Origin of the sequence: Idiomarina sp. PL1-037, assembly GCF_034422975.1 — a bacterium.
In the GTDB taxonomy this organism is placed as follows: domain Bacteria; phylum Pseudomonadota; class Gammaproteobacteria; order Enterobacterales; family Alteromonadaceae; genus Idiomarina.
On the sequence record NZ_CP139873.1, the window covers coordinates 2,082,940 to 2,097,926 of the forward strand.

At 45.5% G+C, this 14,987-nt stretch carries 20 protein-coding genes; 4 read left to right on the forward strand and 16 right to left on the reverse strand.

What is annotated here, in order from left to right; genetic code table 11:
* Window positions 1–33: 33 nt before the first annotated feature.
* The 15 genes from U0358_RS09815 to dusA form a co-directional block, all read right to left on the reverse strand.
* Window positions 34–1,446 carry a putative porin gene (locus U0358_RS09815; RefSeq protein ID WP_322406140.1) on the reverse strand — a complete coding sequence of 471 codons (1,413 nt, stop codon included), beginning with the start codon at window positions 1,444–1,446 and terminating at the stop codon, window positions 34–36.
* A 166-nt stretch (window positions 1,447–1,612) separates the two neighbouring features.
* Complete coding sequence (rpsQ, locus tag U0358_RS09820) at window positions 1,613–1,876, reverse strand: 30S ribosomal protein S17 (RefSeq protein WP_317497208.1); 264 nt, start codon at window positions 1,874–1,876, stop codon at window positions 1,613–1,615.
* Window positions 1,876–2,067 (reverse strand): 50S ribosomal protein L29, encoded by a 192-nt coding sequence (gene rpmC, locus U0358_RS09825; RefSeq protein ID WP_317497209.1) that lies wholly within the window; start codon window positions 2,065–2,067, stop codon window positions 1,876–1,878. The genes rpsQ and rpmC overlap by 1 nt, the downstream gene beginning before the upstream one ends.
* Window positions 2,067–2,480: a 50S ribosomal protein L16 gene (gene rplP, locus U0358_RS09830; RefSeq protein ID WP_011235146.1), complete on the reverse strand. Its 414-nt coding sequence runs from the start codon at window positions 2,478–2,480 to the stop codon at window positions 2,067–2,069. Before rplP ends, rpmC begins: the two co-directional genes overlap by 1 nt.
* 11 nt (window positions 2,481–2,491) lie before the next feature.
* Window positions 2,492–3,172, reverse strand: coding sequence for a 30S ribosomal protein S3 (gene rpsC / locus U0358_RS09835; protein WP_317497210.1), 681 nt, complete (start codon window positions 3,170–3,172; stop codon window positions 2,492–2,494).
* 10 nt (window positions 3,173–3,182) lie between these two features.
* Entirely contained in the window at window positions 3,183–3,515 is a 333-nt protein-coding gene (gene rplV, locus U0358_RS09840) for a 50S ribosomal protein L22 (protein ID WP_011235148.1), read from the reverse strand.
* Between the two features lie 13 nt (window positions 3,516–3,528).
* Window positions 3,529–3,807 carry a 30S ribosomal protein S19 gene (gene rpsS / locus U0358_RS09845; RefSeq protein WP_126824200.1) on the reverse strand — a complete coding sequence of 93 codons (279 nt, stop codon included), beginning with the start codon at window positions 3,805–3,807 and terminating at the stop codon, window positions 3,529–3,531.
* A 16-nt stretch (window positions 3,808–3,823) separates the two neighbouring features.
* Window positions 3,824–4,648 carry a 50S ribosomal protein L2 gene (gene rplB, locus U0358_RS09850; RefSeq protein WP_317497211.1) on the reverse strand — a complete coding sequence of 275 codons (825 nt, stop codon included), beginning with the start codon at window positions 4,646–4,648 and terminating at the stop codon, window positions 3,824–3,826.
* Between the two features lie 14 nt (window positions 4,649–4,662).
* Window positions 4,663–4,965, reverse strand: a complete 303-nt coding sequence (gene rplW / locus U0358_RS09855) for a 50S ribosomal protein L23 (RefSeq protein ID WP_317497212.1) — start codon at window positions 4,963–4,965, stop codon at window positions 4,663–4,665.
* Window positions 4,962–5,567, reverse strand: a complete 606-nt coding sequence (gene rplD / locus U0358_RS09860) for a 50S ribosomal protein L4 (protein WP_110013992.1) — start codon at window positions 5,565–5,567, stop codon at window positions 4,962–4,964. Before rplD ends, rplW begins: the two co-directional genes overlap by 4 nt.
* An 18-nt stretch (window positions 5,568–5,585) precedes the next feature.
* Complete coding sequence (rplC, locus tag U0358_RS09865) at window positions 5,586–6,224, reverse strand: 50S ribosomal protein L3 (protein ID WP_110013991.1); 639 nt, start codon at window positions 6,222–6,224, stop codon at window positions 5,586–5,588.
* Between the two features lie 38 nt (window positions 6,225–6,262).
* Window positions 6,263–6,574, reverse strand: a complete 312-nt coding sequence (rpsJ, locus tag U0358_RS09870) for a 30S ribosomal protein S10 (RefSeq protein ID WP_053954198.1) — start codon at window positions 6,572–6,574, stop codon at window positions 6,263–6,265.
* Window positions 6,575–6,783: 209 nt separating this feature from the next.
* Complete coding sequence (locus U0358_RS09875; RefSeq protein ID WP_322407474.1) at window positions 6,784–8,004, reverse strand: dipeptidase; 1,221 nt, start codon at window positions 8,002–8,004, stop codon at window positions 6,784–6,786.
* Between the two features lie 175 nt (window positions 8,005–8,179).
* Window positions 8,180–8,437 carry a hypothetical protein gene (locus U0358_RS09880; protein ID WP_317497213.1) on the reverse strand — a complete coding sequence of 86 codons (258 nt, stop codon included), beginning with the start codon at window positions 8,435–8,437 and terminating at the stop codon, window positions 8,180–8,182.
* A gap of 172 nt (window positions 8,438–8,609) precedes the next feature.
* Window positions 8,610–9,608 (reverse strand): tRNA dihydrouridine(20/20a) synthase DusA, encoded by a 999-nt coding sequence (dusA, locus tag U0358_RS09885; RefSeq protein WP_317497214.1) that lies wholly within the window; start codon window positions 9,606–9,608, stop codon window positions 8,610–8,612.
* A 156-nt stretch (window positions 9,609–9,764) separates the two neighbouring features.
* On the opposite strand from dusA, the gene zur reads away from it, so the two are divergent.
* Genes zur through U0358_RS09905 form a run of 4 tightly spaced genes read left to right on the forward strand, consistent with a single transcriptional unit; the run spans window position 9,765 to window position 13,546 of the window.
* Complete coding sequence (zur, locus tag U0358_RS09890; RefSeq protein ID WP_317497215.1) at window positions 9,765–10,205, forward strand: zinc uptake transcriptional repressor Zur; 441 nt, start codon at window positions 9,765–9,767, stop codon at window positions 10,203–10,205.
* A gap of 37 nt (window positions 10,206–10,242) precedes the next feature.
* Complete coding sequence (locus U0358_RS09895) at window positions 10,243–12,573, forward strand: M1 family metallopeptidase (RefSeq protein ID WP_322406141.1); 2,331 nt, start codon at window positions 10,243–10,245, stop codon at window positions 12,571–12,573.
* The gene (locus U0358_RS09900) at window positions 12,566–13,072 is read left to right on the forward strand and encodes a DUF6702 family protein (RefSeq protein ID WP_322406142.1); all 507 of its coding nucleotides are present in this window, start codon (window positions 12,566–12,568) and stop codon (window positions 13,070–13,072) included. Before U0358_RS09895 ends, U0358_RS09900 begins: the two co-directional genes overlap by 8 nt.
* A gap of 3 nt (window positions 13,073–13,075) precedes the next feature.
* Entirely contained in the window at window positions 13,076–13,546 is a 471-nt protein-coding gene (locus tag U0358_RS09905) for a chemotaxis protein CheX (protein WP_317497218.1), read from the forward strand.
* A 6-nt stretch (window positions 13,547–13,552) separates the two neighbouring features.
* On the opposite strand, the gene dnaB is transcribed toward U0358_RS09905, so the two are convergent.
* Window positions 13,553–14,947, reverse strand: coding sequence for a replicative DNA helicase (gene dnaB / locus U0358_RS09910; protein WP_317497219.1), 1,395 nt, complete (start codon window positions 14,945–14,947; stop codon window positions 13,553–13,555).
* Window positions 14,948–14,987: the final 40 nt, after the last annotated feature.

Here is a 14,987-nt window from a genome sequence, read left to right on the forward strand (position 1 = left end):
TCCATGTCTTTCGCCGTCAAAACTTAAATCACTTTAGAAATAATAACCAAAGTTAATATTAAAGCGGTCATTGACCTCACCACCATCAGTTGCGGTATTACCACCAATAAACGGTTGGTTTTTTGCTCTTACATAATCAACGTAAGTATAAAAACCGCCGCCGGCTGCAACAGCAACGCCTAGAACATTCATCCAGGTATCATCTTGATAACCCATTTTATCGGTCATTAAGCTGTGGTCATTGTAGAACGTTAAGCTTGTCAGAGGACCAATATCTACCGGTAAAGTGTAAGCAACATTGGCTGTATACAGTTTCGCTTCAGTAGGAATTGCATCGTAATAAGCGTATGCTGCCATGTAAACACCGCGGTTTTCCAGTTTTATATCGTAGTCATAGTCTGAATACTGTAACTGTACGTTCCATGGACCGTTATTGTAGACACCATGAGCGGCCCAGGCCATGCGATTACCAACATTCTGATTCTCATACGCCTGTGCATCTGTAAAGCCTTCAGCAGCCGTTCCGGAATACAAATTTCCGCCTTGCAAAGACACACCAAGCTCTAAATTTTCATCATCGCTGAAACTAAACTTACGTGCGGTTCTGAGAGCATAGCTATTACTTTCTCCTACAGGTAACCCCGGTTCATCGTAAGCGCCCTGACCTGGCAACCGAATACCCACGGTGTCGTAGTTATACCGCGCTGTACGATCAGATGTTGAACCATCAATGCCGCCCTGCTCATCTGATTTCAGGTAAGCTAAATCAAAATCCCACTCGTCTCCACGGTATTTAAATCGAACACCGTTATCGTGTTCGTCTTCCAGGCCAACATAGAAGGTACTATTAAAGAAGTAGCTGTGGGAGTTGTAAGGCATATTACCAAATGGAATTTTTACAACACCAACCTGCCCTTGCAGTTTATCGGTGAAGTCATAACCAAACCAGGCATGCTTGACAACATCCTGATAATTAAACCAACGATATTCAGCAGAAAGGATGACACCTCCCATTTCTCCATCAAAGTTCAGACGGAAAATATCGAAGTCCAAATCGCCACCGCGGTTTTCATTATCTGAGTCATAATTATTATATTCATATTGAAAACGTACCGCGCCATGAACCTTTATTGGCCAATTCTCATTTTCTTCCGTTTTATTCTCTAGCTTATCTAAGCGCGCATGAACCCCAGAGTCATAGGCAACTCTGCGTTTCGAATTGCTTTCATTTTCGCTCGTTTTATTGCTCTTTTCTACCTCTCGTTTTCTTACAACAACGGCCTCTTCTTTTTCTCGTCTTTCTTTTTCTTCGAGCCGTTTCTCCAACTGAGCTAAGCGTTCTTTTAACGCCTGCATTTCCTGTTCAACCGAATTACTATCTTGAGGGGCAGCAATTACCGGACTCGCTGCAAGCACTGTAGCTGCAAAAAATAAACTTTTTGACATGAATTGTCTCCCTTTGAGAACTACGCGTTGGTGTGCGTATTTATTATTTCTTATGTTAAAAAGAAATTTATTCAATTTCAGATGTTTGTACTAAACCTATTAAGGTTTAGATCAAAAAAAAAGCCTCCGCAAGGGAGGCTTTTTAATTTCTTATCGCTATCTGCGTTTAGACAACAGTAGCGCGCTCAACGACTTCTTCCAGAGCCCAAGATTTATTCTTAGACAGCGGACGACATTCGCGAACAATCACGGTATCGCCGACTTTAACCTGGTTTTCTTCGTCATGCGCATGTACTTTAGTTGTACGCGTGATGTACTTCCCGTATACCGGGTGCTTTACACGACGTTCAACAGCTACAGTGATGGTTTTATCCATCTTATCGCTGACAACTTTGCCTTGCAGAGTACGAACACGTTTTTCATCAGTCATTACGCACCTGCCTTCTCATTTAAGATGGTTTTAACACGTGCGATATCACGACGCACTTGTTTCATCATGTGAGTCTGATTCAGCTGACCAGTTGCTGCCTGCATGCGCAGATTAAACTGCTCACGACGCATGCCTAACAACTCTTCTTGCAGCTGCTCAACGGTTTTATCTTTCAGTTCACTTGCTTTCATCACATTACCGTCCGAGTCACAAAAGTGGTTTTGAAAGGCAGTTTACGCGCCGCCAGGCGGAACGCTTCACGTGCCAACTCTTCAGGAACACCGTCCATTTCATACAGAACGCGACCTGGTTGAATCTGAGCAACCCAGTATTCGACGTTACCTTTACCTTTACCCATACGAACTTCTAAAGGCTTTTTAGTAATAGGTTTGTCAGGGAATACACGGATCCAGATTTTACCTTGACGCTTAACGTGACGAGTCATTGCACGACGGCCTGCTTCGATTTGACGCGCGGTCATACGACCACGGTCAGTAGCTTTTAAACCAAAAGTACCGAAGCTGACTTTGTTACCAGACTGCGCCAGACCACGGTTGCGGCCTGTGTGAACCTTACGGAATTTTGTACGCTTAGGTTGTAACATATCGTCTCTCCTTACTTACGGTTCTTGCCGCGCTTAGGAGCTGGCTTTTCTTCAGTTGGAAGTCCACCAAGAACTTCACCACGGAAAATCCAGACCTTAACACCGATGATACCGTAAGTGGTGTTCGCTTCTGAGGTCGAGTAGTCGATGTCTGCACGCAATGTGTGCAGCGGTACACGGCCTTCACGATACCACTCAGTACGTGCAATTTCTGCGCCGCCTAAACGACCACTCACTTCAACTTTGATACCTTTGGCACCTAAGCGAATAGCGTTTTGAACAGCACGTTTCATAGCACGACGGAACATGACACGACGTTCCAACTGACCAGAAATGTTGTCAGCTACCAGCTGCGAATCCAACTCAGGCTTACGAACTTCTGAGATATTGATTTGCGCAGGAGCACCTGTCAATTTAGAAACTTGCTTACGCAGTTTTTCTACGTCTTCGCCTTTTTTACCGATAACCACGCCAGGACGTGCAGTGTGAATAGTCACACGAACGCTCTTAGCTGGACGATCGATAACGATACGAGAGACTGATGCATTGCGCAGTTCTTTAGTCAGGAACTTACGTACCTGAAAATCACTGTGCAGATTATCAGCGAACTCATTTGTATTCGCATACCAGGTTGCATTCCATGGTCTGGAGATACCTAGGCGAATACCATTAGGATGTACTTTCTGACCCATAATTTATCTCCTAGCTATCTGACACGACCACAGTAATGTGGCTGGTGCGCTTAAAGATACGATCGGCACGGCCTTTCGCCCGTGGCTTGATGCGCTTCATAGTAGGACCTTCGTCTAAAAAGACTCGGCTCACTTTTAGCTCATCAATATCCGCACCTTCGTTATGTTCCGCGTTCGCGATTGCTGACTCAAGAACTTTCTTGATTAAGCCAGCAGCTGCTTTGGGGCTGTATGCGAGGATATCCAGTGCTTTTTCTACCGGAAGTCCACGGATTTGGTCTGCGACCAAACGGCCCTTCTGCGCTGAAACGCGGGCAAATTGGTGTTTAGCAATTGCTTCCATCACTCTCTACCTCTTACCGTTTCTTCGCTTTCTTATCAGCAGCATGGCCGCGATAAGTACGGGTTGGCGCGAATTCGCCTAGTTTATGACCGATCATTTCGTCTGTCACGAAGACGGGAACGTGCTGACGACCGTTGTGAACAGCGATTGTCAGGCCGATCATATCTGGGATGATCATTGAACGACGGGACCAAGTTTTAATTGGCTTTTTATCCCCGGCTTCCAACGCTTTCTCCACCTTATTTAGCAGGTGAAGGTCAATAAATGGACCTTTTTTAAGAGAACGTGGCATGTTTTATCCTCAACTCTTATTTGTTGCGACGGCGTACGATGAACTTATCAGTACGCTTGTTTTTACGGGTTTTGTAGCCCTTGGTCGGTGTGCCCCATGGCGTCACAGGATGACGTCCACCAGAGCTACGGCCTTCACCACCACCGTGAGGGTGATCAACTGGGTTCATCGCCACACCACGAACGGTCGGACGAATACCACGCCAGCGGTTTGCACCGGCTTTACCCAATTGACGCAGCATGTGTTCTGCGTTACCTACTTCACCGATAGTTGCACGACCTTCAGACTGAACGCGACGCATCTCACCTGAACGCAAACGAACAGTAACATAAGCACCGTCACGCGCAAGAATCTGGCAATAAGCACCCGCTGAACGAGCCATTTGTGCGCCTTTACCTGGCTGTAACTCTACCGCGTGAACAACACTACCCACAGGGATGTTGCGCATTGGCAGGCAATTACCAGGTTTAATTGGTGCATCAACACCAGACTGGATACGATCGCCTACTGATAGGTTTTTCGGAGCCAGAATGTAACGGCGTTCACCGTCAGCATACAAAACTAAAGCGATATTCGCTGAACGGTTAGGATCGTATTCGATACGCTCAACCTTTGCAGGGATACCATCTTTATTACGTTTAAAGTCGATTACACGGTAGTGGTGTTTATGACCACCGCCAATGTGACGAACCGTGATACGACCGTTATTGTTACGACCACCAGATTTGCTGTTCTTTTCCAGCAATGGTGCGTAAGGCTTGCCTTTGTACAGGTCCTGACCGACGACTTTAACGACGTGGCGTTGACCCGGAGACGTAGGCTTACTCTTAACTACAGCCATGTTTATTCCTCCTGTTACTCAGCGCCGCCTGAGAAGTCAATGTCAGCACCTTCTTCCAAGGCAACATACGCTTTCTTCCAGTCACTGCGTTTCCCGAAACGAGAACCAGTGCGCTTGGTTTTACCCTTCACGTTGACTGTACGTACGTTTTTGACTTCAACTTCAAACAATTTTTCGACAGCCGCTTTGATTTCGGTTTTAGTCGCATCAACAGCCACTTTAAAAACAACCGTGTTGTTATTTTCAGCAGTGTTAGTCGATTTTTCCGAAACGTGAGGTGCTAAAATCACTTTAAGCAAACGTTCTTCGCGCATCATGATAACACCTCCTCAAGCTGCTTGACGGCGTCAGCAGTCATCAGCACTTTCTCGAAAGCTATCAGACTGACAGGGTCAATACCCTGAACATCACGCACGTCGACTTTATGCAAGTTGCGAGAAGCTAAGAACAGATTCTCATCAACTTCTTTTGTCACGACCAAAACATCGTTCAGATCCATTTCTTTCAGTTTCGCTGCCAGTTGCTTTGTTTTTGGTTCATCAACACCAAACTTCTCAACAACAATCAAACGTTCCTGACGAATCAGTTCCGACAAAATGCTTTTAATCGCACCGCGGTACATTTTTTTGTTTACTTTCTGGCTGTGATTTTGCGGTTTAGCTGCAAAAGTCGCACCACCAGAACGCCAGATAGGACTACGGATTGTACCTGCACGAGCACGACCAGTACCTTTTTGACGCCAAGGCTTCTTACCACCACCGGCTACTTCAGAACGAGTTTTCTGAGCTTTTGTGCCCTGACGAGCACCTGCAGCGTAAGCTACAACTACTTGATGGACAAGGGCTTCATTAAACTCACGTCCAAAGGTAGCTTCGGAAACCTCAAGAGCGCCTTTTGCGTCTTTCAATGTTAATTCCATCACTATTCTCCTCAGACGTTATGCCTTGACCGCTGGTTTAACGATCACATCACTTCCGGTTGCACCCGGGACCGCACCTTTGATCAACAACAAGCTGCGCTCTGCATCAACCCGAACTAATTCAAGTGATTGCGTAGTGACTTGCTCATTACCCATCTGGCCAGCCATTTTCTTGCCTTTGAATACTTTACCAGGCGACTGGTTTTGACCGATTGAACCCGGTGCACGGTGAGATAATGAGTTACCATGAGTAGCGTCCTGCATGCTGAAGTTCCAGCGCTTCACAGTACCGGCAAAGCCTTTACCTTTTGAAGTACCAGTAACGTCTACTTTGTTAACTTCTGCAAAAATATCAACAGTCAGTTCAGAACCTACTGCGTAATCTTCGCCTTCGCCATTTTGCAGGCGGAATTCCCAAAGACCACGACCAGCCTCTGTACCAGCTTTAGCAAAATGACCTGCTAAAGGCTTGGTTACACGGCTCGCTTTCTTCTCGCCTGTGGTTACTTGAAGGGCACGGTAACCGTCAGTGTCATCAGATTTAATCTGAGTCACACGGTTCGCCAGCACTTCGATCACAGTAACAGGAACAGAAGCGCCGTCTTCCTGGAAGACACGCGTCATTCCTACTTTACGACCGACTAGACCTATAGCCATTGTTAAAACCTCTCGTGTGTAATCCTATTACTGCCCACTTAACCCAAGCTGATCTGTACATCAACACCAGCTGCCAAATCTAAACGCATAAGCGCGTCAACCGTTTTGTCAGTAGGGTCCATGATATCAATCAGACGCTTGTGGGTGCGGATTTCGTACTGGTCACGCGCGTCTTTATTTACGTGTGGTGAAGTCAGCACGGTGAAACGTTCTTTCCGTGTTGGCAGTGGGATAGGACCACGTACCTGAGCACCAGTGCGTTTTGCAGTTTCAACAATCTCTGCAGTCGACTGGTCGATCAGACGGTGATCGAACGCTTTCAAACGAATCCGAATTCTTTGATTAGCCATAAATAAATCAAAGCCTCAATAAAAGAGCATTTAAAAAAGAGCACAGAAAATCGCAACCTCCCTGGCACATACCGGGGGTGCGTTTTTCTACGTCAAGCATTCAGTCCCCAATCGGGACTGTTGTCGAACGTCTTCTACACGGCAAAAGCCGATAAACTTCAAAAGACGTGGCCGCGAATTATACTGATTCACGGCCTGGTGTCAAGCCCTTAATGTGTTTTGGCGTAGTCTTCTACTTGCTCCCAAACTCGCATTAAATTACCGCCCAGAATCATTTCAATTTCTTTATCTGAGTATCCTCTGTCCATCAACCCCTGAACAAGATTTGGATAGGTAGATACATCTTTTAGTCCAACCGGCAAAGAGTCACCAACCCCATCATAGTCGGAGCCAATGCCAATATGCTCCACACCGATTAAATCACGAACATGATCAATATGCTCCAGAACGGTATCTAAAGTAGCGAACGGATAAGGATTGTTTGCTTCAATCTCTTCTATACGGCGCTTCGCTTCTTCACTTCCCTCGCCATACTGTTCTTTTACCGCAGCAATACGCTTTTTCATCATGTCACGGTAACGGTTTGCCTGCTCTGCCAAAAACGACGAACCAAAGTTAATTTGGATAACGCCTTCATTTTTAGCCAGGGCTTTCAGCATGTCATCACTCATATTACGTTCAAAGCCAGGAGTGTAAGAACGCAGCGACGAATGCGACGCGATGACCGGAGCCTCACTAATTTCAACCGCCTGGTAAAATGCATCATCGGAAATATGCGACACATCGACCATAACGCCGACATTATTCATTTCTTTGACCAATTCTTTACCAAATGGGCTTAAGCCATCCCATTGACGGCGAATGTCATAAGAAGAGTCCGAAATGTGATTAGATAATGAGTGAGCCAGAGTAATGTAACGAATACCGCGCTCATAGAACATATGCAGGTTGGCGAGATCCCCTTCGATAGGAGTACCGTTTTCCATACCCAAGGCAATTGACATTAAGCCCTGCTCTTTATTTTCGCGGATGTCATCAGTGCTATAAGCCATTGCGAACTTATCTGGTGCACGTCCGACAAGCGCTTCCATACCGTCGATAAGCTCATGAGCCAACTGAACACTGCCACCACTCTCTTCATAAGAGGCCGGAATATAAATAGACATAAACGGGGCATCGAGGCCACCCTCTACTGCCCGTGGGTAGTCAAAATCCCCTTTTGCAGTGGCCTCTGTTACATCTTCCCACTTATCATGAATTCGATAAGGTACATCAATATGTGTGTCTATCAGCAAATACTGCTTCGCCAGTTTTTCAGCTTTATTACTAGCGGTATATTCCGCTTGTTCAGAACCGCTGGTTGCAGCTTGCCCTGCTGTTGCACAACCGGTAATAACTGCCAGCACAGAAGCGGCTATCAGAGACTTCATCATACGTATTCCTCTTTTTATTTTTATATGAAGATATACGCAGAGTAGCAAAAGTCTAGCTGTGCCGCATTACTGATGCGCTGAAACTTATAAGAGCACCGACAATCAAGGTTCCTAATACCGGCGCCGCCAGCCAAATGAGCCACCACTGATCTAATAAAATCACGGGGGCTCCTTACTGAGTCTGCTTATTCTTTTGTTCGGAAGTTTCGGTCTGAGTTTCAGCGAGTTTTAAGTCGGGCATAAACTCTATAACCCATTCTTCAATTGACTCTGAAACCGACTGTTTGACGTTTTGCATCGCTTCTTCAGACATTTCAGCAATCTGAGCTTGAAGCTCAGCAGTGATAGAATCTCTACTCTCATCGGCAGCTGAGACCGATGCACTGAACAACATAATACCACTGGCAACACTTACGATTAACGCTTTCATGATTTTCTCCTTTGAATAAATGACAGTGCGTTAGTTAAGTCACACTATGTAATTCAAAGGTTGTGCCATCTTTTTAAATATTGCTAAGCAGTTGTTCTATAATAACTTTTTATTTTCAACTGAAAGAAAGAAGATTTTCCAGATTAGTGTTTTTCACCAACTTTTAGTCAATTTATGACGTTAATGATGACACATGCTGGCTGTGATCGTCGCGAAATGCCAGAGCACCATAAAGCAGTTGTTCGGCGCTGGTGGCTCTGGGGCCTTTCACACTAAGATACTGGCGCCACCGCTTACCTCCGGTCATTCCCTGAAACAGCCCCAGCATGTGACGAGCCACATGCCAGGCACGCCCACCCTGTCGAATATGATTGTCAATATAAGGTATCATCGCGGTCACTACAGCCTCACGGGTTAACTCTGGCGGCTTCGTTTCACTCAAAGAATCAAGCTCAGTAAGTAACCAGGGATTTTGGTAGGCTGCCCGGCCGATCATCACGCCATGAACCTGATCTAAATGTTGCTTAACTTCGTGCAAGTCGACAATTCCGCCGTTAATCGCAACAGGTACATCAGGGTATCTTTTCTGGGCTAGGTAAACCCGTTCGTACTGCAATTCAGGAATATCCCGGTTTTCTTTCGGACTAAGGCCTTGCAGCCAGGCCTTACGGGCATGCAAAGTCAGCTGATCAACACCGGCAGCTACAACGGCATCGGTCAATTCATATAGAAAATCGTCGGAATCCTGATGATCAATGCCCAGACGGGTTTTTACGGTAATCGGAATATCAGTTACTGCTTTCATTGCCTTTACGCATTCTGCAACCTTTTCCGGTTGAGCCATCAAGCACGCGCCAAAGCTACCATTTTGCACTCGATCAGATGGGCAACCGACATTAATATTAACCTCATCGTACCCCCGCTCTTGTGCCAAACGCGCGCATTGGGCCATAGCCGCGGGCTCCGAACCGCCAAGCTGCAAAGCAACCGGATGTTCCTCTGAATTGAATGACAGAAAATCCTGCTGACCAAAAATAATCGCTCCAGTCGTTACCATTTCGGTGTAAAGCAAAGTATTCCCAGTTAGGAGGCGATGAAAATACCGGCAATGGCGATCGGTCCAGTCGAGCATCGGTGCTACAGAAAGCTTGTAAGAATATGGTTCGGTCAAAACATCCACCCGGTAAACAGTTAACTGCAAAGTCAGTATATTTAGACGGCTATTTTAACTCAGAATACGCCAGTAAGCAGCCTCTTCCGTAAAACCCTTTTCCTTGCCATTAAAACTCTCTACAATGGCTGAAATGGTTATAAATTGTAGTCAATAATGAAAGCTCAAGAAGCACAACGACTTATACAAAAAGCTGAAAAACTGTGCCAACAACGTGGTGCTCGCCTGACAAATGCCCGCCGTGAAGTTTTCGCGATACTCGCAGAACATTCAGGGGCCGTCGGCGCGTATGATTTACTTGATCAACTGCGGGAAGTCATGCCCAATGCGAAGCCTCCGACTATCTACCGCGCTTTAGACTTTTTACAAGAACAAGGCTTTGTTCATAAAATCACTTCGTCGAATAGTTTTGTTCTTTGCTCGCATTTCGACCATCAACATCCAGTTCAAATGTTAATCTGCAGTTCCTGCGGCGACGTCCAGGAAATTCAGTCCGAAGGGGTTTATGACGAATTGAAACGTCAGGCCGAAGATCACGGTTTTAAGGTTCAGAGTCAAACTATAGAAGCCCATGGTTTGTGTACCAAATGCCTTTAACTTATAACGCCATTAAATAATAACAACAGGTAACACTATGAAGCTCAGCCATCTTATCGCTACAGCTACGGTTTGTTTAACCGTTAATCAGGCCGCAACCGCTCAAGCTTTCGAAGACAAGTTTCGACAACTTAACGATGATAAATTCCGTAGCCCGAACATTTATCGTACCGCGTCCGGAGCTCCGGGGCATGCTTACTGGCAACAGGAAGCCGACTACAAAATTCAGGTTGCTCTGGACGATGAGAATCAGAGTATTACGGCACAAAGCACCATAACTTACACCAATAATTCCCCCGATACTTTGCGCTATTTATGGGTCCAACTTGATCAGAACCGTTTTAAGAAAGATTCCATAGGACCACAAAGCCAGGCTACTGGAGATTTAGATCGGGTGAGTTTTTCCAGAATGGAAAGCATGCTCACTCAGGAAGAGTTTCCGGCGGGTTATGAGCTTACTGAAATCAGTAACGAAGATGGTGAACCTCTAGCACATTACGTTAATGACACTATGCTAAGACTGGATCTGGATGAGCCCCTTAAAAGCGGCGAAAGTGTTACTTTTAATATCAACTGGCAGTTCAATATTATTGAAGCCGAAGTACTTGGTGGTCGTGGCGGTTACGAATACTTTGAAGACGACGGTAACTACCTGTATGAGATGGCTCAATGGTTCCCTCGCATGGCCGCATATTACGACGCGGAAGGTTGGCAGAATAAACAATTTATTGGTAACGGCGAGTTCGCTTTAGAGTTTGGTGACTACCGCGTGGAGATAACGGTTCCGGCTGATCATATTGTTGCTTCTACCGGTGTTTTGCAAAATCCCGATGAGGTACTTACTTCTACTCAGCGTCAACGCCTGGAAAAAGCGCGTAACTCTGACAAGCCGGTAAAAATTGTCACTGAAGAAGAAGCATTAGAAAACCAGAAAGAAGGCACCGATAATACCAAAACCTGGATTTTCGAGGCCGATAAAGTTCGTGACTTTGCCTGGGCTTCATCGCGCAAGTTTATCTGGGACGCGCAGGGTTACAAGAAGAATGACACCGATGTCATAGCAATGTCATTTTATCCTGAAGAAGGCAACCCACTATGGGAACGTTACTCAACGGCCTCTATTATTCACACCATTGAGCACTATAACGATTACAGCTTTGACTATCCTTATCCTGTCGCTATATCGGTGAATGGCCCAGTTGGTGGTATGGAATACCCTATGATCACCTTTAACGGTCCGCGCCCTTACGTTGACGAGGATTCAGGTGAGAAATATTACTCTAAACGCACCAAGTACGGCTTAATTTCGGTCATCATTCACGAGATTGGTCATATTTACTTCCCAATGATTGTCAATACAGATGAGCGTCAATGGACCTGGATGGATGAAGGTATCAATACTTATCTGCAATTCCTGGCTGAACAAAAATGGGAAAAAGACTACCCGTCATGGCGCGGTGAGCCGCGTAACATTACCAACTACATGGCCAGCAGTAACCAAATGCCGATTATGACCAACTCAGAGTCGATTCTGCAATTTGGTAATAATGCCTACGGAAAGCCGGCTACAGCCCTTAATATATTACGTGAAACTATCGTTGGCCGTGAGCTCTTTGATTTCGCGTTTCGTCAGTATGCGCAGCGCTGGAAGTTTAAACGCCCGACACCAGAAGATTTATTCAGGACATTAGAGGATGCGTCTGGCGTTGATTTAGACTGGTTCTGGAGAGGTTGGTTCTACTCTACCGACCATGTCGATATTGCCCTTGAGCAAGTCAATCAGTTAACTATTAATACGCAAGATCCAGAAGTCGAAAAAGCATGGCAAAAACAGCAAGACGATGCTGAGCCAGAATCTTTGACAACTGAGCGTAATGCCGATGTTAATTATAAAATTCATCAGCAACCAAATCTTGCTGACTTTTATAATGAGAACAATGACTACACTGTCACTAACGCTGACCGCAACAAATATCAAGAACTGATAAAAGGGTTAAATGAAGAACAGCGGGAAATGCTGAAAAATGGCAGCAACTTCTACGTGCTTGATTTCGCCAATAAAGGTGGCTTAGTTATGCCGATTCTGCTTGATCTGCATTTTGAAGATGGCAGTAAAGAGCATGTTCGTATTCCAGCCGAGGTATGGCGCCGCTCTCCGCAAAAAGTGAGTAAGCTATTAATTCGCGATAAAACGTTAACTCAAGTTGTTGTTGATCCTAACTGGGAAACCGCAGATGTTGATACCAGTAACAACTACTGGCCAGCAAGAGCAGTTCCATCTCGAATTGAACTGTTTAAGCGTGAAGACCGTAATAAGAGCATGATGGAAGACTACAACGAAGAGTTGGAGTCTGGTAACGATGATTAAACTTGTTGCTGCTACTGGTTTTTTGTTCGCGCTGATACCATCTGTATCAGCGCATCGCTATTTTTTCGGGTTAACCGAAATAAGTGCAAATAAAAACACGCAAGCAATAGAAATCATTCATCAGTATACTTTGCATGATGTACAACAGGTGCTTAAAAAGCGGCTGGGGAAAACTTTTAGGTTGGGAGAACAAGGCTCTGAGCAACATATCAGGGACTGGATAACTGAAAAGTTTCAACTGGTAAACCTACAAGGAAATAAAGTTGAGCCTAATTGGGTAGGTTTTGAAGCTGACTATCAGAAAATTTGGGTTTATCAGGAGATACCCAAGCGTGATAACCTGTGCGGGTGGGATGTTTCAAATACACTTTTAATGGATAGCTTTTCTGCCCAGGTAAATACTATCAATGTCGTCGATGATCATGGCAATCGTAGCCTAATTCTGACCATTAAAAATACATCTGACACAATTACGTGCCAGCAAGAGATAAAGGAATAGAAAATGAATGCCGAGTTTGTAAACCCATTTCTTCAGGCACTGCAAAATGTCTTGTCGATGATGGCTCAAATGGAATTGAAGCCCGGTAAAGCGCAACTAAAAAAAGATGAGTACGCGCGTGGCGATGTATCCGGCATCATCGGTATGGTGGGCCCACAGGTAAAAGGGTCATTCTCAATTTCATTTGAGGAAAATCTGGCCTGTGAAATCATGAATAAAATGCTAGGCGAGTTGCCTAACTCAATTAACGAAGATGTCTGCGATATGGTCGGCGAAATCACTAATATGGTTACCGGCGGAGCTAAAAAGACCCTGGGTGAAAAAGGTTACGACTTTGATATGGCAACCCCAATTGTCGTTTCAGGGAAAGACCATACCATTTCGCATAAATCTGAAGGCTCGAAACTGATTATGCCGTTCAACCACGTTTCAGGTAAAGCATACATCGAAATCTGCTTCGATAAAATCAAGTAGCGACGACTAGTAACGCTCGTCGCTGGCATGACGGGCATAGTTATCAAACCTCGATAACTGCCCATGGAATTTCAGTTCAATTTTACCAATAGGTCCATTACGCTGTTTCCCGATAATAATTTCAGCTAGGCCTTGCTCCGCCGAATCTGGATGATAAACCTCGTCACGGTAAATAAACATGATGACGTCAGCATCCTGCTCAATAGAGCCAGACTCGCGTAAGTCTGAGTTAACCGGTCTTTTATCAGAGCGCTGCTCTAATGAACGGTTTAGCTGAGACAACGCCACCACAGGAACTTCCAGCTCTTTCGCTAAGGACTTCAAAGAACGGGATATTTCTGCAATTTCCAGCGTCCGGTTTTCCGACATGCCCGGAACCGTCATTAACTGCAAATAATCCACCATAATCATGGATATTCCTTTGTGCTCTCTATGAATTCGGCGAGCACGGGAGCGCACTTCAGTCGGCGTTAGGCCAGACGAGTCATCTATATAAATATTATTCTTGTCGTTTAGCATATTCATAACAGACGCGATGCGAGCCCAATCGTCATCCTCTAGCTTACCTGTCCGTACTTTATTCTGATCTACGCGGCTAAGAGAAGCCAGCATACGCATCATCAACTGCTCTGCAGGCATCTCTAGACTAAACACCAATACCGGGCGGTCATCATTGAGTGCAATGTTCTCTGCCAGGTTCATGGCAAAGGTTGTTTTACCCATAGACGGGCGTGCTGCTACGATCACCAGGTCGGAAGGCTGAAGCCCTGCGGTCATCTGATCAAGATCAGTAAAGCCGGTAGAAACGCCAGTCACACCGTTATTGTTTTTCAGCTTACTCAACTGCTCAATACGGCTGACCGTGCGTTGCAAAATTAAATTGATACCTTGCGGCCCCTCACTGGAATTGACTCGCTTTTCTGCAATTTGAAAGACTTTTGATTCCGCCAGATCGAGCAATTGTGCGCTGCTGCGCCCCTGAGTATCATAACCTGACTCAGCGATATCATTTGCCGCACCAATCATTTCCCTCAAAACTGCTCGCTCGCGAACAATATTCGCATAAGCTAATATATTTGCCGCGCTGGGCGTGTTTTTTGCAATTTCACCAAGGTACGCAAAGCCACCTATTTGGTCCAGCTCTCCTGCTGATTCCAGATTTTCTGAAACCGTCACCAAATCCATTGGCTGACTGCGTTGAGCAAGCTCGTGCATGGCTTTAAAAATAAGCCGGTGAGAACGATGGTAGAAGTCTTCAGCGATAACGCTACCGGCAACATTGTCCCAGGCGTCATTATCGAGCATTAAACCGCCTAGAACGGATTGTTCAGCTTCAATTGAATGAGGTGCTGAGCGCAGTGCTTCTATTGACGCGTCGCGTTTTTTTGACTTCTCTGCCATGGGGAAAGTTGTCTCGCAAAGGGAAATAATAAGAGGGGAT